This is a genomic window from Pandoraea norimbergensis (genome assembly GCF_001465545.3).
GTDB lineage: Bacteria > Pseudomonadota > Gammaproteobacteria > Burkholderiales > Burkholderiaceae > Pandoraea > Pandoraea norimbergensis.
Genome location: NZ_CP013480.3, coordinates 3,600,173 through 3,624,250 on the forward strand (window position 1 = coordinate 3,600,173; position 24,078 = coordinate 3,624,250).

Genomic DNA, 24,078 nt, shown 5'->3' on the forward strand with positions numbered 1-24,078 from the left:
CCCTGTCGCATTTATGACTTGATGGTGGTATCGATCGGAAACGTGTGCACCTGAAACGGGCCGGCAGAACTCTTGTCGAATTCTGCGCCCGCCTTGACGCCGGCCTCGGCGATGGCGCTTGCGCTCAGATCCTGATCGTAGAGGGCATACATGGCACCGAGCGCATAGTTGCGTCCCGAGCCGATGCCCCAGAAGCGATCGAAAACAAACACTTCCCGGTAGGAATAAACGCCGTAGATACCGGTCGGATTCGCAATCACGCAAGTGATCTGCGACGACTCGTACGGATCGTCTTCTTCCTCCTTCGTATTGAGGAAATACTCTTCCTTGAGCTTCTGATGGACGCGGCAGAACGTGCGGAACACCTCATCGCGCGAGTGCAGACGGCACTCGTCGCTCATGCCCGAGAGAATGGCACGCATGACCGGGAAATGCGCCGTCGTACCGGCCAGCCCGATATACGAGTCGCCCACGAGAAACACCTTGCGGTTTTCCTCGTACGACTGCGACAGTCGCGTGTCGCCGAACGTCACGAGTGAATCGGCGGCAATCGCGATTTCACCCGCTTTCCTGACGACTACCACGGTGGTCATGGTGCCCCTCCTCGTCCAGATTCCGAAGCTTGCGCTTGCCTTGATGGCGTAGTGCGGCGTAGTGCTGCGTATTGCTACGTGCTGCTACGTGTTGGCTACGCTGTGGTGCCTGACAGCGACTTGACTGCCCGGCAACCGACTGCCGGCGTACGCTTGCGCGTGGCCGGCAGCACAGGCCATTACAGCATTGCGCGACGGAAGTCCGCCAACAGTTGGCCCAGGTAAGCATTGAAGCGAGCCGCCTCTGCGCCATCGATCACGCGGTGATCGTAGGACAGCGACAACGGCAGCGTCAGTTGCGGCAGGAACTGTTGCTTGCGGTCATCCCACACAGGCTTCTGATACGAACGCGACAGACCCAGAATGGCCACTTCGGGCGCATTGATGATCGGCGTGAACGTGGTGCCGCCAATACCGCCGAGCGACGAGATCGAGAAGCAACCGCCTTGCATCTGATCCGGCTTGAGCTTGCCTTCGCGGGCGAGCTTGGCCAGGTCCGACGTCTCGCGGGCGATTTCGAACACGCCCTTCTTGTCGGCATCGCGCACGACCGGCACGACCAGACCATTCGGCGTGTCGGCCGCGAAGCCCACATGGAAGTACTGCTTGAAGACGAGGTTGTCGCCGTCGAGACTTGCGTTGAACGTCGGGAATTTCTTCAGGGCCATCACGACGGCCTTGATGACGAACGCCAGCATCGTGACCTTGACGCCAGCCTTCTCGTTTTCCTTGTTCAGTTGCACGCGGAAGGCTTCGAGTTCGGTGATGTCCGCTTCGTCGTTGTTCGTGACGTGCGGGATCATGACCCAGTTGCGATGCAGGTTCGCACCCGAAATCTTCTTGATGCGCGAGAGTGCCTTCGGCTCGACCGGACCGAACTTCGAGAAGTCGATCTTCGGCCACGGCAGCAGGTTCAGCTCGCCACCGCCTGCGGGTGCACCACCCGCGGCCGCCGCACGATTACCACCGGCCAGCGCGCTCTTGATAAAGTTGCGCACGTCGTCGACGGTCACACGGCCCTTCGGACCGGTTCCCTTGACCTGCGTGACTTCCACACCCAGCTCGCGCGCAAACTTGCGCACCGACGGGCTGGCGTGGCTAATCGGCTGGCTACCCGATTGGGGTGCCGGGGCTGCGGCAGCCGCCGGGGCGGGTGCCGGGGCAGCAGGTGCAGGTGCAGGCGCCGGGGCCGGGGCAGCGGCTTGCGGTGCGGGGGCCGGGGCAGCAGCGGCCTTGGCCGGTGCGGCAGCAGCACCTTCGAGCACCACGATCAACGAACCTTCGGAGACCTTGTCGCCGACATTGACCTTGATTTCCTTGACCACGCCAGCGGCCGGGCTCGGCACGTCCATCGACGCCTTGTCCGATTCCAGCGTGACCAGCGATTGCTCAGCCGTCACGGTGTCGCCCACCTTGACCAGCACTTCGATCACGGGCACATCGTCGTAGCCGCCGATATCCGGCACCTTCACGTCGATCTTGCTCGTGCCGCCAGCGGCAGCCGGCGCGGCCGGTGCTGCGGGTGCCGGCGCAGCTACCGGCGCCGAAGCGGCGGCAGGTGCGGCTTGCGGTGCAGCGGCAGGTGCGGCTGCCGGGGCAGCAGCGCCGTTGGCTTGTGCGCCCGACCCGTTGACGGTCTCGAGCGTCAGGATCAGCGAACCTTCCGACACTTCATCGCCAACTTTCAGGCTCAGTGCCTTGATAACACCGGCAACCGGGCTCGGCACATCCATCGTGGCCTTGTCCGACTCCAGGGTGATCAGCGCCTGCTCGGCGTCGATCTTGTCACCCGCCTTGACCAGTACTTCGATCACGGGCAAGTCCTTGAAGTCGCCGATGTCCGGGACTTTCACTTCGATCACTTGACTCATTTTCCACAGTCTCCTCGAGGCTGCGCTTGTCGTGCGGCGCGCGTCCGCCTGCCGCTGGGGGGCGGCTGGCGGACACTTCTACCGCGCGAAGCGGCCTTTAGACGGTCATCGGGTTGGGTTTATTCGGATCCAGGTTGTACTTGGCAATCGCTTCGGCAACCTTGCTTGCCGGCAGCGTGCCTTCGTCGGCCAGCGCCTTGAGCGCAGCGACCGTCACCCAGTTACGATCCACCTCGAAGAAGTGACGCAGCTTCTCACGCGTATCCGAGCGGCCATAGCCGTCGGTACCGAGCACCACGTAACGACCGCGCACGAACGGACGAATTTGATCCGCATACGTACGGATGTAGTCGGTCGATGCGATGACCGGACCCCGCGTATCGTTCAGGCACTTCTCGACGTGCGACAGGCGCGGCGTCTCGGTCGGGTGCAGAAGATTGTAGCGTGCCACGTCATTGCCTTCGCGCGACAGCTCGGTGAAGCTCGGGCAGCTCCACAGATCCGATTCGACGCCCCAGTCGTTCTTGAGCATCTCGGCCGCAGCAATCACTTCATTGAAGATCGTGCCCGAACCCAGCAGTTGCACACGCGGTGCCTTGCTGTTGTCCACGCCGCGGCGGAACGCATACATCCCCTTCAGGATGTCTTGCTCCACGCCTTCCGGCATGGCCGGGTGTGCGTAGTTCTCGTTCATCACGGTCAGGTAGTAGTACACGTCTTCCTGATCCTGCACCATGCGGCGCAGACCGTCCTGAACGATCACGGCGAGTTCGAAGGCGAACGTCGGATCGTACGGCAGGCAGTTCGGGATCGACGACGCCCACAGCAGCGAGTGGCCGTCTTCGTGTTGCAGGCCTTCACCGTTGAGCGTGGTGCGACCGGCGGTACCGCCGATCAGGAAACCACGAGCGCGCATGTCGCCCGCGGCCCATGCCAGATCGCCGATGCGCTGGAAGCCGAACATCGAGTAGAAGATGTAGAACGGGATCATCGTCTCGCCGTGCGTCGAGTACGACGTCGCGGCAGCGATCCAGTCGCACATGCCACCGGCTTCGTTGATGCCTTCCTGAAGGATCTGACCGCTCTCCGACTCGCGGTAGAACATCAGTTGATCCTGATCCTGCGGGATGTAGCGCTGGCCGACCTGACTCCAGATACCGATCTGGCGGAACAGGCCTTCCATACCGAACGTACGCGACTCATCCGGCACGATCGGCACAATACGCTGACCCAGCGCCTTGTCCTTGAGCAGCACGTTGAGAATACGCACGAACGCCATCGTCGTCGAAATCTCACGGCCTTCGGCTGTCGCCTTGAGCAGTGCGTCGAAGGCGGTCAGGGCCGGCACCGGCAGCGAAGCGGCCTTGGTGCGGCGCTGCGGCAGGTAGCCACCGAGTTCCATGCGGCGCGCGCGCATGTACTCGAGTTCCTTCGAACCTTCTTCGAACTTGACGTACGGCACGTCGGCAATTTCGTCGTCGGTGAGCGGCAGCTTGAATTGGTCGCGGAATTTCTTGAGCGACTCCACCGGCATCTTCTTCTGCTGGTGGGTGATGTTCATGGCCTGACCGGCTTCGCCCATGCCATAGCCCTTAATGGTCTTGGCCAGGATGACGGTCGGTTGACCCTTGTGCTGCGTTGCCGACTGGTAGGCCGCGTAAATCTTGTGCGGATCGTGACCGCCGCGATTCAGCGCCCAGATGTCTTCGTCGGAATAGTCGGCCACCATGGCCTTCAGCTCAGGCGTGTTGAAGAAGTTCTCGCGCACATAGGCGCCGTCCTTCGACTTGTACGTCTGATACTCGCCGTCCACGCATTCCATCATGCGCTTCATCAGCAGGCCCTTGCGATCGCGGGCGAGCAGCGAATCCCAGCGGCTGCCCCAAATGACCTTGATGACGTTCCAGCCGGCACCACGGAACTCCGATTCGAGTTCCTGGATGATCTTGCCGTTACCGCGCACCGGACCGTCCAGGCGCTGCAAGTTGCAGTTGATCACGAACACGAGGTTATCGAGACGCTCGCGCCCGGCCATGCCGATCGCGCCCAGCGATTCCGGCTCGTCCGTTTCGCCATCGCCCAGGAAGGCCCAGACCTTGCGGCCTTCGGTCTTCACGATGTTGCGCGACTCGATGTACTTCATGAAGCGAGCCTGATAGATCGCCATGATCGGGCCCAGGCCCATCGACACCGTCGGGAACTGCCAGAAATCGGGCATCAGCCACGGGTGCGGGTACGACGACAAACCGCCACCGTCGACTTCCTGACGGAAGTTCTCGAGCTGGCTCATCTCCAGACGGCCGAGCAGGTACGCGCGGCTGTAGACGCCCGGCGACGAGTGACCTTGCACGAACACCAGGTCGCCACCGTGCTTGTCCGACGGGGCGTGCCAGAAGTGGTTGAAACCGACGTCATACAGCGTCGCGGCCGAGGCGAACGAGGCGATGTGGCCGCCGACGTTCGTGTCCTTGCCGGCACGCAGCACCATCGCGATCGCATTCCAGCGGGTGTACGAGCGGATCTTGTGCTCGATTTCCTGGTCGCCCGGAATACGGGCTTGCTGGTCGACGGGGATGGTGTTGATGTAGGGGGTGTTCGCCGAGAACGGGAGATGTTCGCCATTGATACGGGCGAATTCAATCAACTTCTCGAGCAGGTAGTGGGCACGGTCCGGGCCCTCCGCAGCCAGCACGCCTTCGAGCGAGGCCAGCCATTCTTGCGTTTCTTGGGGATCGGCGTCCGCAGGGGACACGATCTTGAGGGCTTCTTCAGGTACGGCGGACATGGTGTCTCCTTGTCTGTCGTTAGCGGGTTGGCGTAATGGTCGATACCCGCTTCATGGACGGGCCCACCGGCATTTTTACCGGGGCATTGTACGAAGGATATTCCTGCCTTCGCAAGCGAAATTTCAGATTACGATAGTAAATTTCATAGTGCGAAATTCTGTTGCAGTGCACATAAAATCAAGGGCTTGGAGATGCCATCTCAACACGGTTTGATGGCGTACCGATCGGTCTCAGTGGCGTTTTGAGCGGGCTTCTTACCGAAAACCTCGGACGCTTCCGAAAAGCAGCGCTTGCAAGGGCAAAGGCGCAGGAAACCGGCCGGCCTGCGCTACAATCTCGGCATGCTTTCGCCACGCCTCGCCAACTCCGCCCCACCGTCCCGGACCGCCACCACGCCCGCCCGCTCGAACCGCTGGCTGCAAGGGTTCGCGGAGTCGCACTACTACTTGCTGGTGCCGCTGGTCTCCATTGTGATCTTCCTCGTGGTGATGAGTCTGATCCTGTGGAGCCTGAATCGTCGCGAGACCGAACAGCAACAGGACACCCTCTACCGCAATGTGGCATGGGCGCAGCAGCAGATACGCCTGAACATGCTGGCCATTCAGGACCAGATCAGTTCCCTTGCGCGTGACACCGCCGCCAAGCCTCAGGACATTGCGCACTTCCAGAACACGGCCAGCGAGCTGATGCAGAATCATGCAGACATCGTCTTCATGAACTGGCTCGATGCGGGGCAACGCCCGAAGTGGGCCGTGCCCGCCGACTCGCCGTTTGCCTCGCGCTTACAGGGCACCGCGCAACATCCGATGGAGGATGAGTTGCTGGTGGCGTTTCGCGCCGCGCGAGACTCCCGGCGCTCGGCCTACTCCACGTTGATCTACGACGCTTCGGGGGCGAGCTATATCGTCGTGCAGGTGCCGGTGCTGCGAGAGCGCGAGTTTCTCGGCACGATCAGCGCGGTCTATTCGGTGGAAGGCCTGCTGATCCACGAATTACCGCAAGAGCTTGGCGACAAGTTCAAGGTGTCGTTCATCGACACGCACAACAACGAACTCGCAACGACATCGACCCGTCCGCCCTTGCCGCGCGACGTCTCCTACGAATTGCTGCTCGACCCGCCCGGCCACAGCCTCGCGGTGCGTATTTATTCGTATCCGGCGGTCGGCAACTTCGTCAACAACACACTGGTCTGGCTCATTGCCGGGCTGTCGTGCTTCGTGCTGTGGAGCCTCTGGAGTCTGTGGCGGCACACGCGCCAGCGCTTCGAAGCCCAGCAGGCACTGTTCAACGAGACGTCTTTCCGGCGCGCGATGGAAAACTCCATCGTGATCGGCATGCGCGTACTCGATTTGCAAGGCCACATTACCTATGTGAATCCGGCGTTTTGCCGCATGACGGGCTGGGATGAGCCCGACCTCATGAACCGTGCGCCGCCATATCCGTACTGGCCGAAAGACGATATTCACGAGATGCAGCGGCGCATCGACATGACGCTGCGCGGCAAGGCGCCCTCTCACGGATTTGAAATTCGTGTGCAGCGCAAGGACGGCACGATCTTCTACGCGCGTATGTTCGTCTCCCCGCTCGTGGACGCGCACGGCCGCCAGACCGGCTGGATGTCGTCGCTGACCGACATCAGCGAGCCCAAGCGTGCCCGAGAGGAACTCGCCGCCGCACACGAACGCTTTACGACCGTGCTGGAAAGCCTCGATGCGTCGGTGTCCGTGCTTGCCGTCGACAAGGCGGAGTTGTTGTTCGCCAACCGCTATTACCGCCAGTTGTTCGGTACACGCCCGGAAGGTCACCTCGAACTGTCGGGTGGCGGCGAGTTGTCGCCGACCTCGCTCGATCACATCGACATGGTCGATGCGTTCGCCGGATTGCCAGCGGCATCGCTGACCGATACGGCAGCAGAAACGCAGGAAATCTATCTGCCGACGCATCAGAAATGGTTCGAAGTGCGCCGCCAGTACATCCAGTGGGTGGACGGCCATCTGGCCCAGTTGCAGGTCGCGACGGACATTACTGCGCGCCGCCATGCAGAAGAATTGGCACGTCAGGAGGAGGAACGGTTACAGTTCACTGGCCGCCTGACGACCATGGGCGAAATGGCCTCGTCGCTCGCACACGAACTGAACCAACCGCTCGCGGCGATCAACAACTACTGCATGGGCACAGCCGCCCTGGTACGCGCGGGTCGCACGTCGCCGGAAACGCTGTTGCCGGCGCTGGAAAAGACGTCACAGCAAGCGGTTCGGGCAGGCATGATCATCAAGCGCATTCGCGCTTTCGTGAAACGTAGCGAGCCGAAGCGTCAACCGTCATCAATCTATGAGATCGTGGCGGATGCCGTGGGCCTCGCCGAGATCGAGGCGCGCAAGCGCCGGGTGCGCATCGTGACCGAGCTGCCGGCAGGACTGCCACAGATTTACGTCGACCCGGTGTTGATCGAACAGGTGCTGGTGAACCTGTTGAAGAATGCCGCAGAAGCGATGCACGGCTATACGCCGCCGCCCGGCCAGCGACGCGACCTGACGGTGCGTCTGCACGTTGAGCGACGCGACAAGTCGATTGAATTTCAAGTGTCCGACCACGGCCCAGGCGTGGACGAAGCCACCATCGAACGGTTGTTTGAACCGTTCTTCAGTACCAAATCGGACGGCATGGGCATGGGCCTGAACATCTGCCGCTCGATCATCGAATCGCATCACGGCCGTCTGTGGGTAGAAAACAATGAAGTCGACGGCGTGCGGAATGGTTGTACTTTTTGTATTCTGTTACCGTTAGAAGGCGATACGACATCCGGATCCGGGGGAGGACTATGACGACACCAAACACCAATATCGATCAAGAAACTGTCTTTGTTGTCGATGACGACGAGGCAGTGCGCGATTCGCTGCGCTGGCTACTTGAAGCCAATGGCTACCACGTGCGCGGCTTTGAGAGCGCCGAACAGTTTCTTTCGCACTACGACCGACGTCAGGTAGGCTGCCTGATTCTCGACGTGCGGATGGCCGGCATGAGCGGCCTGGAGCTTCAGGAACAGTTGATCGCGCAGAAGATCAACATCCCCACGATCTTCGTGACAGGCCACGGCGATGTGCCGATGGCCGTCAACACGATGAAGAAAGGCGCGATGGACTTCATCGAAAAGCCTTTCGACGAGGCGGAACTGCGGGCCTTGGTGGAGCGCATGCTCTCGAAAGCCCGGCAGGACGCCAGCAGCCAACGCGAGCAACAACAAGCCGAGGAACTGCTCTCGCGCCTCACCGGCCGCGAACAGCAAGTGCTGGAACGGATCATCGCGGGTCGCCTCAACAAGCAGATTGCCGACGACCTGGGCATCAGCATCAAGACGGTCGAGGCTCACCGGGCCAACATCATGGAGAAGCTGAACGTCAACACGGTCGCCGACCTGCTGCGTCTCGCCCTGTCCAAACGCTCGTGAGTCCCGCCTGACAAGGGCTTTCTGAGTGCACCTCTGCCCCGCCGCCCACCCGGCGGGCAGTCAGCGGCAACGATACCCACCTTGCATTCCCCCAAGGGCCGGCACACCACCGGCTCGCGCAAGGTGGCCTACGACTTACCGCACCGATTCCGGGGGTCGCTCCCGCGAGTTGCATCCCAAGCGGCTGACACTGCTGCCCCTCCCGCCGCCATCGGCGCGCCGCTATAATACGGTCTTTGCCGTCTGCCACCTGCCTTGGCCGACGCTGCCGTATCCGGCCCCTCAGGCCAGCCCCCTTCTTCACACGATACCCACGCACCATGACCGCCACCCTCATCGACGGCAACGCCCTCGCCAAACGCATTCGCGCGGAAGTTGCCACGCGCGCCGCCGCCCTCACCGCCCGAGGCCATCAGCCCGGCCTCGCCGTCGTTCTGGTCGGCGAAGATCCGGCCAGCCAGGTCTACGTGCGCAACAAGGTCAAGGCCTGCGAAGACAACGGCCTCTATTCGTCGCTCGACCGCTACCCCGCCGACCTGACCGAGACGGCCCTGCTCGCCCGCATCGATGAGCTCAACCGCGATCCGAAGATCAACGGCATTCTGGTGCAACTGCCGCTGCCGAAGCACATCGACAGCCACAAGGTGCTCGAAGCCATCGCGCCGGAGAAGGACGTGGACGGTTTTCACGTCTCGAACGCTGGCGCATTGATGACGGGCGCGCCGCTGTTCCGCCCGTGCACGCCTTATGGCTGCATGAAGATGCTGGAGTCGGTCGACTTCCCGCTGCGCGGCGCGGTGGCTGTCGTGATCGGTGCATCGAACATCGTCGGCAAGCCGATGGCCATGATGCTGCTGCAAGCCGGCGCCACCGTTACGATCTGCAACAGCAAGACGAAGGATCTGGCCGCGCACACCCGCAACGCCGATGTGATCGTTGCCGCCGTCGGCAAACGCAACATCGTCACCGCCGATATGGTCAAGCCGGGCGCCGCCGTGATCGACGTCGGCATGAACCGCGACGACGCCGGCAAGCTGTGCGGCGATGTCGACTTCAACGGCGTCAAGGACGTGGCGGGTTTCATTACGCCGGTGCCCGGCGGTGTCGGCCCGATGACCATCACGATGCTGCTCGTCAACACGATCGAAGCCGCCGAGCGCGCGCTGGGCGCCTGAGCGTCTGGCTGCCCCGCTTGAGGGGCTTGCGAAGGAACGTGGTTGACGGCCCCGTACGCCGTCCGCCATGGCAATCCCCAATCAATCCAGTTGAAAAAAACGACTGGAAAAATCGCAGGGATGCCCCCACACTCTTCGTAAGCCCCTTCAAGTGGACATCGATCGCATGAATACGCCGCAAACCAATCCCTTGCTTGATACCGAAGGACTCCCCCGCTTCGCCGATATTCGCCCCGAGCACGTGACGCCCGCCGTCGACGTTCTGCTCGAGCAGGCGCGTGCCGCGGTGGACCGGGCGGCGGATCCGTCAACGCCGGCGACATGGGCCAACATTCTCGACGCCGTGGAAGACGGCACCGAGGGCCTTGGCCGCGCCTGGGAAATTGTCGGACACCTGAACGCCGTTGCCGATACGCCGGAACTGCGCGCGGCCTACAGCGACAACCTGCCGCGCGTCACCGAGTTTTCGGCCAGCGTTGGTCAGAACCTCGCCCTGTTCGACAAGTACAAGGCCATCGCCGCCGGCCCCGAATTTGCCGGTCTCTCGACCGCTCGCAAGAAGATTCTCGATAACGAGATGCGTGGCTTCCGCCTGGGTGGCGCCGAACTGCCCGAGGACCAAAAGCCGCGTTTTGCCGAGATTCAGGAAGAACAAGCTCACCTTGGCAAGGCCTTCTCCGATCACGTGCTCGACGCGACGAACAAGTTCTCGCTGGTGATCACCGACGAGCAGGAAATCGCCGGGGTGCCTGAAGACGACAAGGCCGCTGCACGCGCCGCCGCCGAGCGCGACGGGGTCGAAGGCTGGAAATTCACCCTGCATTTCCCCTCGTATTTCCCGGTGCTTCAATACGCCGACAACCGCGCATTGCGCGAGACGCTGTACCGCGCCAACGTGACACGTGCCTCGGAGCTTGGCCCGCAATACGGCGAGGGCGAGGCCGAGTGGGACAACACCAAGATCGTGGTGGAGCAACTTGCCCTGCGCCGCGAAGAAGCGCAGATGCTCGGCTTCAAGAACTACGCCGAAGTGTCGCTTGAGCCAAAAATGGCCGAGTCCCCGGCCCAAGTGCTCGAATTCCTTGAGGATCTGGCCAAGCGCGCGCGTCCTTACGCCGAGAAGGATTGGGCGGAGTTACAGGACTTTGCCGCCAAGTCGCTCGGCATCGACAAGCTCGAACCGTGGGACACGGCTTACGCTTCCGAAAAACTGCGCCAACAGCGCTACGCCTTCTCGGAGACGGAAGTTCGCCAGTATTTCCCGCTGCCGAAGGTCCTCGATGGGCTCTTCCGCGTGGCCGGCACCTTGTTTGGCGTGACCATACGCCCGCAAGACGCCGAGACGTGGCACCCGGATGTGCGCTTCTTCCGCATTGAGCGCGACGGCGAACTGGTGGCCCAGTTCTACATGGATCTGTTTGCACGCGAAGGCAAACGCGGCGGCGCATGGATGGACAGCGCCCGCACACGCAAGCGCCTGCACGACGGCCAGTTGCAAACGCCGGTCGCTTATCTCGTCTGCAACTTCCCGGCACCCGTGGGCGACAAGCCCGCGCTCTTGCCGCACGACGACGTCATCACGCTGTTCCATGAGTTCGGTCACGGCCTGCATCACATGCTCACGCAAGTGGAAGACGCAGGCGTTGCCGGTATCAACGGGGTGGAGTGGGATGCCGTCGAGTTGCCGTCGCAATTCATGGAAAACTTCTGCTGGGAATGGGATGTGCTCGAGCACATGACCGCCCATGTCGACACCGGTGCACCGCTGCCGCGCACGCTGTTCGACAAGATGATCGCCGCACGCAACTTCCAGAGCGGCCTGATGATGCTGCGCCAGGTGGTGTTCTCTGACTTCGACATGCATCTGCACTATGACTTCGACCCGCGTGGTCCGGAGTCGGTGCTCGACGTTTCGCGTCGTATCAACGACCGCCTGCACGTCACGCCGCAAGCCGAGATTTCACGCTGGCCGAATACGTTCAGCCACATCTTTGCCGGCGGGTATGCCGCAGGCTACTACAGCTACAAGTGGGCGGAAGTGCTCTCGGCGGATGTGTATGCTGCGTTCGAGGAAGCTGCCAAGGTCAGCGGCACGGTGCTCGACACCGCGACGGGGACGCGCTATCGCGACGAGATTCTCGCCGTCGGTGGCAGCCGCGAAGCGATGGAATCGTTCATCGCGTTCCGTGGCCGCGCGCCGCAAGTCGACGCGCTGCTGCGTCACAGCGGTATGTCGGCAAGCTGATGAAAATTGCGCTGGTTTGACTTGACTGACGTCTGATCGGTAGTGTCTTGCGGGCCGGTTCCTTCACAGGATCCGGCCCGTTTCATTTGCGGCTAGCGCCCCCGCTTTGAAGCGCACGTGCGCTTCAACTATCGTCATCGCAACCGTTCGGGCGCCACACATAGCTGTTGGTCTCCCGATCAAGACATCGTGCCGCCTGAAACCGCACGGTACAGCCATTCTCGTACGTCCGCACGCACTCGCCGTTGTTACAGCGCGTCTGCATGCGCACCACCTGCCCTGTGGGAATCCGGCACTGCGGCTGGGGTGCCTGAGCCGCTTGCGGCGCGGGTGGGCGTTTGCCGGGGCGCTGCCCGCTGTCATACCAGATCTGTGCGTTGTCAATTGCGCAATCGCCGCCGCGCTGGCAGACCACGAAGGCATCTTGCACCGCGGCCGCCTTCTCGTCGCCAAGTGCCACGCCGATCTCGCCGTTGCTCGCATGCACGACCGACCAATAGGCCGGCCCGTTGCCCGCCATGATGATCTCGCAACGCCCACCCCGTCGGCCCGGTGCAAGCTGGCTACGACACTTGTCGAGCGCCACCAACTTGGCCTTCGCCATGGACGTCTGATTGCCCACGAAGACGTAGCGCAGCGTCCCTCCCGAGCGGATGCCGGCGACGGCAGCCGCAGCGAAGCTCTGCGTGCTGGCGAGTGCCATCACACAGCCCAACATTGGGAGACTGATCAGGGAAAGGAAGCGAAACCACATCGTCATGACGGTGCCGCGGGTGCCGCTGACGCGGCGTCTGCGTTGACTGAATCGATAGCGTCATCAGACCACAGCCATGGGGCGCACGATGCGCCGAGCAGAAGGGAGTTTCGTCGCTGTTTTTGCGATTTCCCGGTCGCCTCGGGCCACCGTCCACGTATCTGCGGCGCACCGCCGGGCCACCCATCCTCGCCCCACAAAGCAAAACAGGCGGCGCACCTTTCGGTGCCACCGCCTGCATCGCGAAGCATCAGCCTCGCCGGAAACGCCTCTCGGCATCTCTGCTCACACGTTCAAACGCTCAGGTACCGCGCTTGATCCACGCCGACAGATTGTGCGGGCGCAGCGTGTCGTACTCTTCGAACGGCTGGTGAATCCAGGGGTTCGTCGCCAGAAAATCGACGGCGTAGTCCGGTGCCACCTTCGAGCACGCCTTGTGCCACAGCACGGCCGAGCGCACGTCGGTCACCTTCGGGAAACGCTCCTTCAGGTGGCTGCCCACGCGCTCGAGCGTCACGCCCGAATCGACCAGATCGTCGACCAGCAGCACACGGCCTTCCAGCTCGCCGCGCGTGATGGTGATGTACTGAGCAATGTCGAGGTCGCCGCGCACGGTGCCTTCGGCCTCACGATACGAGCTCGTCGCCAGAATCGCGAGGGGCACGTCGTAGATGCGTGCGAGCTGGTCGCCCACACGCAAGCCACCACGGGCCAGACACAGGATCTTGTCGAATTTCCAGTTGGACTCATAGACCTTGAGCGCCAGGCGCTCGATCAGTCGATGGTATTCGTCCCACGAAACCCAGAGGTTCTTATCGTCGTTTTGGGGCAGATTCATGGTGTGCCGTTCCAATCCTACGGGGTCTCAGTTCTTGAACGGGTGACGCAGGAGAATGGTCTCCTCGCGATCCGGACCGGTCGACACCATATCGATCGGAATACCGCTCACTTCTTCGATGCGCTTCAGGTAGTTCTGCGCTTCCACCGGCAGTTGATCCCACGACTTCACGCCGAACGTGCTCTGCGACCAGCCCGGGAAATCTTCGTAGATCGGCTCGCAACGGGCGACGTCCACAGCGCCACGCGGCAGGATGTCGACCGTCTTGCCGTCGATCTTGTAACCCACGCACAGACGCACGGTTTCGAGGTTGTCGAGCACGTCGAGCTTCGTCATGCACAGACCGGTCACACCGTTGATCTGGATCGAACGCTTGAGCGCAGCGGCATCCATCCAGCCAGTGCGGCGCGGACGGCCGGTCACCGAACCGAATTCCTTGCCCACCGTCGCCAGTTGCAGGCCGATGGCTTCCTGACGTGCGGGATTGTCCGCATCGTACAGTTCGCTCGGGAACGGGCCGGCGCCAACGCGCGTGCAATAAGCCTTGGTGATACCGAGAACGTAATGCAGTTGCTGCGGACCGACACCAGCACCCGCCGACGCGGCACCGGCCACGCAGTTGCTGCTGGTCACGTACGGGTACGTGCCGTGGTCGATGTCGAGCAGCGTGCCTTGGGCACCCTCGAACAACAGCTTCTGGCCTTCGCGGTTGGCCGAGTAGAGCAATTGCGACACGTCGGCGATCATCGGACGCAGACGTTCGGCGTAGCTCAGCATCGTATCCAGGGTTTCTTGGAAGTCGACGGCCTTCGCGCCCAGATACTGGGTCAGCACGAAGTTGTGATAATCGAGGTTCTCGCGCAGACGGGCAGCGAACGTTTCCGGATCGAAGAGATCCTGCACGCGCAGCGCGCGGCGGCCAACCTTGTCTTCGTACGCCGGGCCGATGCCACGACCGGTCGTGCCGATCTTGCTGGCGCCGCGACGCGCTTCGCGCGCCTGGTCGATGGCGATGTGGTACGGGAGAATCAGGGTACAGGCTTCGGAGATGCGCAGACGGCCGCAGACATTCAGGCCAGCGCCTTCGAGTTCGCCGATTTCCTTGAACAGGGCTTCCGGCGAGAGCACCACACCGTTGCCGATGTAGCAGGTGACGCCTTCATGCATGATGCCCGACGGGATCAGGCGCAGAATCGTCTTCTTGCCGCCAATGATGAGCGTATGTCCGGCGTTATGGCCACCCTGGAAACGCACCACGCCTTGCGCGTGATCGGTCAGCCAATCGACGACCTTACCCTTTCCTTCGTCGCCCCACTGGGTTCCGATAACGACGACATTGCGTCCCTGATTCAAAGCATTGCCGGACATAACAATAGTTGGTTTGGTTAAAAACGTATTCTACCCGTGTTGGGGTACGCTAGTGCCGCTTTTTTCAGCGGATTCACCGGGGTGTCACAACCCACTGGCCATCTTTCTCAACGAGAACGCGGTCTCCCGTGAACTCCTCGAAGTCTTGATCGTGGCCCGGCAGCATGCGGATGACCACCTCACCGGCGTCGCGCAGGCTTTCGATCTTGGCACGCAGCCCCGGCACGTCGTCCGCAGGCGCCAAAATCGCGTTACTACGTGCTTCTACCGGCGAAATTGCCGCCAACTCACGCAAATCCAGCGAAAAACCGGTTGCCGGACGGTCGCGCCCGAACGCCTGACCGACCTTGTCGTAACGGCCGCCGCGCGCGATCGCGTTCGGGATGCCATCGACGTACGCCGCGAACATCACGCCGCTGTGGTACTGGTAGCCGCGCAAATCAGCCAGATCGATCGACAGCTCGGCCTGACCGTCTTTGCTCTGCGACGCCGCCAGATAGTCCAGATCGTCCAAGGCGGCCTTCACGCCCGGCAGGTCGGGCAACGCCTTACGGGCACGCGCCAGCGTCTCAGCGGGCTCGCCGTACAGCGTGGTGAGCGCCAACAGCGCGTCGCGCACGTGGGCCGGCAAATCTTGCGTCAGCGCTTGAAGCTGGGGGACATCCTTCGTCGCCAGCGCGCCAAACAACTCGCTTTCCCGCGCCTCGGCCACCGGCACGCTGTCGATCAGCGCCTCAAGCACGCCCGCGTGGCAAAGGTCGATACGGATTTGCTTGAGACCTGCCAAACGCAGGCAGAACAGCAGCAACTCCTGAATCTCGAGATCCGCTTCCAGCCCGCCATGGCCGAAGATTTCCGCGCCAATCTGGAACGGCTCACGCGTGGCGAGCAAGTTACGCGGACGCGTGAACAGCACGCTGCCGGCATAGCACAAGCGCGTCACGCCCTTGCGGTTGAGCAAGTGGGCGTCGATACGGGCAATCTGCGGCGTGATGTCGGCGCGAAGCCCCATCGTGCGGCCAGAGAGCTGGTCGACCAGCTTGAACGTGCGCAGATCGAGGTCGTGACCGGTGCCGGTGAGCAGCGATTCGACGTACTCGAGCATCGGCGGCATGACGAGTTCATAGCCGTAGGTGCGGAAACGATCGAGCATGAGCCGGCGCAGATCTTCGATCTTGCGCGCCTCGGACGGCAGCACGTCGGCGATATTTTCAGGGAGTAGCCAGTTCGGCATGGGTATTTCGGTATTCAGACGGCGCGCAAAGCGCACCTTTTAGTGATCGGCCAGCAGCATCAGAATCAGCCCCAGCGACACGGCGGCCAGGCCGAAAAAGCGGATCTGGCCGGACGGCATTTCCGTTATTTTACGAAAACTTTGCCGCCACCGGTCCGGGGCGACGAACGGAAACAAACCCTCGACAATCAGCATGAGGGCTAAAGCGAGAATGAGGGTGCTGCTGGTCACGGGGGGGACTCGGCCAAAATGCCACCGCCCGCGGTTGACGCGGGCGGTGGCGGCTACTCGGGTGTCAAGGGGGCTATTTTCCCGCTTTTCCGGCTGTCGCGCCAGCACCGCCCGAACTCCGCATGAAACGGAAGAAATCGCTGTTCGGATCGGCAATGATCACGTCCTTCTTGTCACGGAAGGTCGCCTTGTACGCTTCGAGGCTCTGGTAGAACTGAGCAAACTGCGGGTCACGGCCAAACGCTTGCGCATAGATGTTGGCGGCGGCAGCATCGCCCTCGCCCTTCACCTGCTGCGCCTTGGCGTAGGCTTCGGCCACGACGACGTCACGTTGACGGTCGGCATCGGCACGAATCTGCTCGGCTTCTGCGGCACCGGTCGAACGCAACTCGTTCGCCACGCGCTTGCGCTCGGCAGCCATCCGGCTGTACACCGAATCGCTGATGCCTGCCGCCAGATCCACACGACGCATCCGCACGTCGACGATCTCGATACCCACTTGCGCGGCATCCTCGCCAACCTTCTGCTTGACCCACTGCATCACCTGCTCACGCTGCGACGACACAACTTCGGTCACCGTGCGCTTGGTAAAGGCTTCCTGCAAGGCCGAGCGAATTTGCTGCGTCAGACGATCCTGCGCCAGACGGTTGTCGCCCTTGAAGCTCACATAGAACTTACGCGGGTCGACGATGCGCCACTTCACATACGAGTCGACGATCAGGTTCTTCTTCTCGGCCGTGATGAAGCGCTCCGGCTCCGGGTTGTCGATGGTCATGATGCGCTTGTCCAGATACAGCACAGTCTGGAGCGGCGGCGGCAACTTGAACTTCAGGCCCGGCTGGCCGTAGACATCCTTGATTTCGCCGAGCGAAAACACGACGGCATAACGACGCTGATCCACCACGAACATGGTCGAGGCAAGCACGATCAGCAAGACGATCAGCGCGACAATAATGGTTCCAATACGGTTCATGCGCTTATCCCCTTAGCGTGAATCGCGGTCGCGGTTGCGCAGTGCCGCGCGCGATCGATCATGGTCGATATCCGTGGCATCGTCGGCAGCCGCCGAGCCCGTCGCAGCGTTCGTGCCCGCACCTGAGGCCGGTGCCGGGGTCGACGCATCGCTGCGTGTGCGATCCATGATCTTGTCCAACGGCAAATACAACAGGCTGTTGTTCTTCGAATCCACCATGATCTTCGTGGTGCGCGAGTAGATCTGCTGCATCGTATCGAGATACATACGCTCGCGAATCACGCCAGGTGCCTTGGCATAGGCTTCCTGCACCGACTTGAAGCGATCGGCATCACCCTGCGCCTGCGACACGACGCGTGCCTTGTAACCGGCCGCCTCTTCGGTCAGACGCGACGCGGTACCCTTGGCACGCGGAATCACGTCGTTGGCATATGCCTGTGCTTCGTTCTTGGAGCGCTCCAGATCCTGACCGGCCTTCACGGCATCGTCGAACGCGGCTTGCACCTGCTCCGGCGGCTGCACGCTTTGCATCGTCACGCTCGTGACGAGAATGCCCGTCTTGTACATGTCGAGAATGCGTTGAATCGACGTGACCAGTTCGTTGGCGATTTCTTCGCGGCCGGAGTACAGCACGAAGTCCATCTTGTTCTTGCCCACGATTTCGCGCACGGCGGTTTGCGCGGCAAGATTCACCGACGATTCGGCGTCCACGTTATTGAACAGGAACTCGGTCGCATCTTTGATCCGGTACTGCACGGCAAAGCGCACGTCGATGATGTTCTCATCGCCGGTGAGCATCGACGAATCCTTCAGTGCGGTATCGCGAACGGTGCTCGAGCGGCCAACTTCGACCGATCGGATCTGCGACATGTTCACGATCTCGACCGCTTGGATCGGATACGGCAGGCGCCACTGAATACCCGAGGTCGTCGTGTATTTGTACTTGCCGAATTGCGTGACGACGCCGACCTGCCCTTCCTGCACGATGAACACGCCGGTGGCGAGCCAGATCAGGAAAGCGATGGCGACGACGATGCCGACACCGATACCCGAGCCGCGCGAGCCGCCCGTGTAGTTATTGGAACCGCCACCATTACCGCCTCCGCCGCCCTTGCGGCCGAAGATACGGTTCAGACGGCGATTGAAGTCGCGCCAAAGTTCGTCGAGATCAGGCGGACCATCCTGCTGCGGGCCTTGCGGTCCACGCGGGGGTTCTTTCTGATCTTGAGGATTCGGATTGTTTGAACGGTCGGGCCGATTCGGCTCCTGATTGCCGGACGGCGTATCGCCGCCGCCGTCCCGCCCCCAGCGCGGGTCGTTCAGGGAGAAAGTCAAGCCAACTCGTCGCATCAAAGCTCTTGGAAGCATAGGTAGAAGCGTGGTGACTGAAGCGGTCTTGGCGTTGCGACCGGCGCGCCGCGTTTCGGAGCGCGCGTGTTGCCGGTTGCGCGTGGTTCCCGAATCTGGTGTGCCGATCGGCGGCCTTGCCCGGCCTCCGTCTAGTCTCTTGCCAGTTCGTCACCCGTTTCAGGCGGTGCTGCCAGTGTTCCCCGCGGCAGCCGCACCATCACGGTGTGACGTCTCGTGTTATCTGTCTTCTGCGCGCGGCACATCGTCCCAACGGTCGATGAGCCGGACATCGGGCGCTTCGTGCTGCGATTGTAACCCAGCAGTGCCGGCCACAACCGCCTCGGTAATGGCCTCACGCAGCAGGTCGAGGCCCTGACCGGTACGCGCGCTCAAAAATACGCGCGTGATGCGTCCGCTCTCGTCCCGTTCGATTCTCGGCCCTTGTGCGGCCAGTTCCGGCACCGCGTCGATCTTGTTCCAGACGAGAATCTGCGGGATGTTCGCTGCATCGATCTCCGCCAGCACGGCGTTGACCTCGGCCATCTGCTCCTTGCGCACCTGACTCGAGGCATCCACCACATGCAGCAGCATGTCGGCGTGTACCGTCTCCTCAAGCGTCGCCCGGAATGCCGCCACCAACTGGTGAGGCAACTCGCGGATGAATCCGACAGTATCCGATAGCACGATGTTCCCGACTTCTCCCAGATAAACGCGACGCGACGTCGTGTCGAGCGTCGCGAAAAGCTGGTCAGCCGCGTAGGCATTGGCCTTGGTCATCGCGTTGAACAGCGTCGATTTGCCCGCGTTCGTATAGCCGACGAGCGAAATCGACATCGTGCCGCTGCGCTGACGCGCCCGGCGCTGCGTATCGTGCTGACGCTTGAGCCGGTCCAGCCGGATACCCAGCGACTTCACGCGCTCGCCGAGCAGACGGCGGTCGGTCTCGAGCTGCGTTTCGCCAGGGCCGCGCAGGCCGATACCGCCCTTCTGACGTTCCAGGTGAGTCCAGGCGCGCACGAGGCGCGTGGACAGGTACTGCAACTGCGCGAGCTCGACCTGCAGCTTGCCTTCGTGACTCTTCGCACGTTGGGCGAAGATATCGAGAATCAGGCTGGTGCGGTCGACGACGCGCGTTTGCAGAAGATGTTCGAGGTTACGCTGCTGACCCGGTGTCAGGGCGTGATTGAAAATGACCAGATCGACGTCGTGCTCTTCGATCGCAGCGCGCAGTTCTTCGGCTTTACCGCTACCGATAAACAGCTTCGCATCTGGGCTATGGCGACGACCGGTAATGCTGACGACAGGCTTGGCGCCTGCGGATTTCGTCAGAAGGTCAAGTTCCTGGAGACTGGCTTCGAAATCGAGCTTGCCGAAATCGATGCCGACGAGGGCGGCGTTTGTGATCAAACTACGCAGGGGATGGGTTTCGTGGCTGTTGGACAAGAGCGGGATGGCGGGAAGAGAAATTCGCCCGGCCGGAGTGACTCCCGGTCGGGCGAGCCTGAATCAGGACTGCTCGGCTTCCGGATGGAAATTCACCGGACGCGCAGGCACGACCGTCGAAATGGCGTGCTTATAAACCATTTGGGTGACCGTGTTACGCAGCAGGACGACATACTGGTCAAACGACTCGATGTTTCCCTGCAGCTTGATACCGTTGACCAGATAGATCGAGACGGGAACATGCTCCTTACGCAAGGCGTTCAGAAACGGGTCTTGTAGAAGTTGCCCTTTGTTGCTCATAAGTTACTCCATTGTATTTTTAGCAAATGACCGTAGCCAGGGCGTGTGCGCGCTTCCCACCCTGACTCCCACACTATAGCCGATTTTGCTAGCGTCGCCAGCAAAACCCCGCCCCGGACGGGCTTTCACTCGCCCTTGGCGTAAGGGTTCGCGCTGTTCCGGAACTCTATGCGTAATGGAGTCCCCTTCAACTTAAAAGTTTCGCGGAAACGGTTTTCTAAGTAACGGCGATAGCTGTCAGTCACCCCATCGAGATTGTTCCCGTGGATGATGATGATCGGCGGATTCGAGCCCCCCTGGTGCGCATAACGCAGCTTGGGACGCGAGAAGCCAGAGCGGCGCGGTTGCTGGTGCTCCACGGCCTCTTCCAAGGCACGCGTGAGCTTTGGCGTAGGCAGCTTGCTCATGGCCGCGGCATACGCTTCGTCCACCGAGCGCATCAGTGCACCGATACCGGTCGCACGCACCGCTGAAATGAAGTGGAAGCTGGCGAAGCCCAGGAATTTGAGCTTGCGCTCCAATTCCTGCTTGGTCTGGTCACGCGTGTACTCGTCCAGACCGTCCCACTTGTTCACACCCACCACCAGCGCACGGCCCGATTCGACGATGAAGCCAGCGATGTGGGCATCCTGATCGGAGATGTCCTGGCGGGCATCCAGCATCAGAATCACCACGTTGGCGTCGGCAATCGATTGAAGTGTTTTCACAACCGAGAACTTCTCAACGGCCTCAAACACCTTGCCGCGACGGCGCAGACCCGCCGTGTCGATCAGCGTGTAATTCTTGCCCTGCCGCTCGAATTCGATATGGATCGAATCGCGCGTGGTCCCCGGCATGTCGAACGCGATCACGCGCTCTTCGCCGAGCAGCGTGTTCACAAGTGTCGACTTACCGACGTTCGGACGGCCGACGATGGCGATTCGCACGCGGCCATCGCCCTTCTCTTCCGTCTCGTTCTCGTCCTGATTGGCGTAGAACGGTGCCAGTGCCTCGTCGATGACTTCGCGAACGCCGTCGCCGTGGGCGGCCGAAATCGCCAGCGGATCGCCCAGACCGAGTTCGTAGAAATCGTTGGCGACGGTCGTGTACTTCATGCCCTCGGCCTTGTTGACCACGAGCATGATCTTGCGACCGGTCTTGCGCAGATACTCGGCAATGATCTGGTCTTGCGGCGTCAGGCCCTGACGGCCGTCGACGATGTAGATCACCACGTCGGCTTCGACCACGGCCTGGCGCGTCTGCTTGGCCATCTCGTGGTAAATGCCGTCTTTGGCGACCGGTTCGAAACCGCCGGTATCGATGACCAGATACGGATGCTCGCCAACACGCCCCTCGCCATAGTGACGGTCGCGCGTGAGCCCGGGCATATCGGCGACGAGGGCGTCGCGCGAGCGGGTCAAACGGTTGAATAGCGTCGATTTGCCGACGTTGGGGCGCCCTACGAGCGCGATCACGGGTTTCATGAATAAGCCCTAAAAACGAATACGGCCGGCGCGCTGCCGGCCGTTCCCGGAAAATGCCCGGGTGCTGCCGATAACCGGTTAATCCGGTCGGAAGCCGTAGATGTTGCCGTCGCGCGTTTGCACAACCAGCGTCTGGCCGGCGATGACCGGCTGTACGCTGATCGCACCGCTCAACTTCACGCGGGCGAGGATATCGCCGTTGTCACGCGACAGGAAATGCAGATAGCCCTGCTTGTCGCCTACCACCACCACACGGCCGAGGGCCAGCGGTGCCGACAGATCACGGTACTTGAGTTTGTCGTTCTGCCACAGTGTACTGCCATCGGCAGCGTTGAACGCGTAGACGGCACCGTCGGTATTGACCGCTGCCACCACACGCTCGTCTTGCGTCACGCCGTTCGGCGACGAGAAGTCACGCGCCCACAGGCCGTTACCCGTCTGCACGTCCGCACAGCCCACACGGCCCTGGAACGTTGCACCGCACACCTGACGCCCGAACACGACCGGCGAACCGGTCACGTCGTTCACACGCTCGACTTCGGTCACGCCCTTCGGATACGACAGCGGCGTCACCCACAGCGGGTTGCCGGTGTTTGCATCGAGCGCCACCATCTTGCCGCCCGGGAAACCCGTCACGACCGCACGGTCACCCAGGAAGGTCATGCCCGTGCCGGTGCGCAGCGTCAGCGTCGTCGAAGGTTGCGAGTACGACCAGCGTACCGAACCCGTGCCCGAATCGAACGCCGTCACACGGTTGTTGATCGCTCGCACGACCACCAGACCACGCCCCACCAGCGGTGCGGTCAGCACTTCGCTGCCTGCATTCGCTTTCCACGACTGCTTGCCGTCGTGATCGAACGCGATCACGTCGCCCTTCTGCGTGGCGACAACCGTCGTCTCGCCGTCGCTGCCCGGGCCGGCCGTGATGCTGCTGTCAGCCTTGGCCGTCCAGTTCGAGGCGCCGGTATCGGCGTCCAAACGCACGATGCTGCCATTGGCGCCTGCCGCAAACACGGCATTCCCTACCGCCACCGGTGCAAAGCTGTAGTCGCCCGCCTTGCCCACGCTTGCCGTCCAGATTTGCTTGACGGTCAGCGCCTGCTTGATCTCCGTCAGCGGCGTCGGCTCATGCGGCGGCTTGCTGCTGAAGATGCCACAACCACCCAGCGTGCCGAGCACCGCAAGCGTCAGCACCGCGCTGCCTGCGCGCTGGGAAAGACCACGGCGCGAGCCACGGCGCGCCGCGTCGGACTGCGTGTTCGACATCGATCGACGGAAGTCGTTAAGGATCATCATGTACCCGGTTATGCGTTATGAGAGGGTCAACTGCCAATGAAATTCCGGCGCGCTTCAGGCGCCCAGCGCGTCGAGCTTGAACTGCACGAACTGGCGCATGCCCGAATCCTGCTTGTCGAGCTTGTCGAGTGCCAGCTTGTAAGCGGTACGTGCGTCGGCCACCTTGCTCTGCGCAACGAGCACGTCGCCACGACGATCGGCAAACAGCCCCTCATACGGTGCCGGCGGACTGTCGAGCATCTTGAGCGCTTCGTCGTACGCCTTCTCGTCGAGCAGCACACCGGCCAGACGCAGCTTGGCCAGTTGCTTGTACTCGTCGTCCTTGGCGTTCGACACCGCCCACTGCAACTGCGCCTTCGCGCCCGCCGCATCACCCGCGTCGGAGAGCGACTTGGCGGCCAGCAGCGCGGTCATTTGCGCGTACGGCGTGCCACTGAACTTGCTCTCCATGTCCGACGCGATACGCGACACCTTCGCCTTGTCTTTCGCGTCGATGGCCGTAGCCAGCTCGCCGTACAGCACACCTGCCTCGACCGTCTGCTTGCGCTCGTAATAGCGCCACAGATTCCAGCCGCCATAGGCCAGCATGATGACGACCAGCGTCCAGATAACGTAATTGCCGTACTGCTTCCACCAGGCCTTTACGTTCTCGATCTGTTCCTGTTCCTCGTGATAGCTGCTCATTCGCCGGGGCTCTCCGTGTCTGGCGT

General features: G+C 61.9%; 19 protein-coding genes. 4 read left to right on the forward strand and 15 right to left on the reverse strand.

The annotated features are described in order from the left end of the window. Positions 1-11 precede the first annotated feature (11 nt). The 3 genes from AT302_RS15775 to aceE all read right to left on the reverse strand — a co-directional run bounded on the left by AT302_RS15775 (position 12) and on the right by aceE (position 5,249). Positions 12-593, reverse strand: coding sequence for an Ntn hydrolase family protein (locus tag AT302_RS15775; RefSeq protein WP_058379238.1), 582 nt, complete (start codon positions 591-593; stop codon positions 12-14). A 179-nt stretch (positions 594-772) separates the two neighbouring features. Then, the gene (gene aceF / locus AT302_RS15780) at positions 773-2,464 is read right to left on the reverse strand and encodes a dihydrolipoyllysine-residue acetyltransferase (protein ID WP_058379239.1); all 1,692 of its coding nucleotides are present in this window, start codon (positions 2,462-2,464) and stop codon (positions 773-775) included. Positions 2,465-2,561: 97 nt separating this feature from the next. Then, positions 2,562-5,249, reverse strand: a complete 2,688-nt coding sequence (gene aceE / locus AT302_RS15785; protein ID WP_058379240.1) for a pyruvate dehydrogenase (acetyl-transferring), homodimeric type — start codon at positions 5,247-5,249, stop codon at positions 2,562-2,564. Positions 5,250-5,591: 342 nt separating this feature from the next. Here aceE and AT302_RS15790 point away from each other — a divergent pair, with 342 nt between their 5' ends. From AT302_RS15790 to AT302_RS15805, 4 genes are all read left to right on the forward strand, one after another. Then, positions 5,592-8,075 carry a PAS domain-containing sensor histidine kinase gene (locus AT302_RS15790; protein WP_058379241.1) on the forward strand — a complete coding sequence of 828 codons (2,484 nt, stop codon included), beginning with the start codon at positions 5,592-5,594 and terminating at the stop codon, positions 8,073-8,075. Beyond that, a complete protein-coding gene (locus AT302_RS15795; protein WP_058379242.1) occupies positions 8,072-8,698 on the forward strand; it encodes a response regulator transcription factor in 627 nt (208 codons plus the stop codon). Before AT302_RS15790 ends, AT302_RS15795 begins: the two co-directional genes overlap by 4 nt. Before the next feature lie 320 nt (positions 8,699-9,018). Beyond that, complete coding sequence (gene folD / locus AT302_RS15800; protein WP_058379243.1) at positions 9,019-9,873, forward strand: bifunctional methylenetetrahydrofolate dehydrogenase/methenyltetrahydrofolate cyclohydrolase FolD; 855 nt, start codon at positions 9,019-9,021, stop codon at positions 9,871-9,873. A 166-nt stretch (positions 9,874-10,039) separates the two neighbouring features. Then, positions 10,040-12,118 carry a M3 family metallopeptidase gene (locus tag AT302_RS15805; RefSeq protein WP_058379244.1) on the forward strand — a complete coding sequence of 693 codons (2,079 nt, stop codon included), beginning with the start codon at positions 10,040-10,042 and terminating at the stop codon, positions 12,116-12,118. A gap of 124 nt (positions 12,119-12,242) precedes the next feature. Here the strand turns inward: AT302_RS15805 and AT302_RS15810 are convergent, their stop codons facing one another. The 12 genes from AT302_RS15810 to AT302_RS15865 form a co-directional block, all read right to left on the reverse strand. Continuing rightward, on the reverse strand, positions 12,243-12,878 hold the full coding sequence (locus AT302_RS15810) for a DUF4189 domain-containing protein (protein WP_157125805.1): 636 nt from the start codon (positions 12,876-12,878) through the stop codon (positions 12,243-12,245). Positions 12,879-13,173: 295 nt separating this feature from the next. Next, a complete protein-coding gene (locus AT302_RS15815) occupies positions 13,174-13,710 on the reverse strand; it encodes a phosphoribosyltransferase (RefSeq protein ID WP_058379246.1) in 537 nt (178 codons plus the stop codon). Between the two features lie 27 nt (positions 13,711-13,737). Next, positions 13,738-15,078 (reverse strand): adenylosuccinate synthase, encoded by a 1,341-nt coding sequence (locus AT302_RS15820; protein WP_058379247.1) that lies wholly within the window; start codon positions 15,076-15,078, stop codon positions 13,738-13,740. A gap of 73 nt (positions 15,079-15,151) precedes the next feature. Beyond that, positions 15,152-16,312, reverse strand: coding sequence for an ATP phosphoribosyltransferase regulatory subunit (locus tag AT302_RS15825; RefSeq protein WP_058379248.1), 1,161 nt, complete (start codon positions 16,310-16,312; stop codon positions 15,152-15,154). 39 nt (positions 16,313-16,351) lie between these two features. Next, entirely contained in the window at positions 16,352-16,507 is a 156-nt protein-coding gene (locus tag AT302_RS15830; protein ID WP_039374751.1) for a DUF2065 domain-containing protein, read from the reverse strand. A 109-nt stretch (positions 16,508-16,616) separates the two neighbouring features. Continuing rightward, a complete protein-coding gene (gene hflC / locus AT302_RS15835; protein ID WP_058379250.1) occupies positions 16,617-17,516 on the reverse strand; it encodes a protease modulator HflC in 900 nt (299 codons plus the stop codon). A 12-nt stretch (positions 17,517-17,528) separates the two neighbouring features. After that, complete coding sequence (gene hflK / locus AT302_RS15840) at positions 17,529-18,884, reverse strand: FtsH protease activity modulator HflK (protein WP_058379251.1); 1,356 nt, start codon at positions 18,882-18,884, stop codon at positions 17,529-17,531. Positions 18,885-19,103: 219 nt separating this feature from the next. Beyond that, on the reverse strand, positions 19,104-20,270 hold the full coding sequence (gene hflX, locus AT302_RS15845; RefSeq protein WP_058380360.1) for a GTPase HflX: 1,167 nt from the start codon (positions 20,268-20,270) through the stop codon (positions 19,104-19,106). A 102-nt stretch (positions 20,271-20,372) separates the two neighbouring features. After that, the gene (gene hfq / locus AT302_RS15850; protein WP_010807283.1) at positions 20,373-20,609 is read right to left on the reverse strand and encodes an RNA chaperone Hfq; all 237 of its coding nucleotides are present in this window, start codon (positions 20,607-20,609) and stop codon (positions 20,373-20,375) included. Between the two features lie 125 nt (positions 20,610-20,734). After that, positions 20,735-22,072: a ribosome biogenesis GTPase Der gene (gene der, locus AT302_RS15855; protein ID WP_058379252.1), complete on the reverse strand. Its 1,338-nt coding sequence runs from the start codon at positions 22,070-22,072 to the stop codon at positions 20,735-20,737. Between the two features lie 78 nt (positions 22,073-22,150). Then, a complete protein-coding gene (gene bamB, locus AT302_RS15860; RefSeq protein WP_058380361.1) occupies positions 22,151-23,338 on the reverse strand; it encodes an outer membrane protein assembly factor BamB in 1,188 nt (395 codons plus the stop codon). 84 nt (positions 23,339-23,422) lie between these two features. Further along, entirely contained in the window at positions 23,423-24,052 is a 630-nt protein-coding gene (locus AT302_RS15865; protein WP_058379253.1) for a tetratricopeptide repeat protein, read from the reverse strand. Positions 24,053-24,078: the final 26 nt, after the last annotated feature.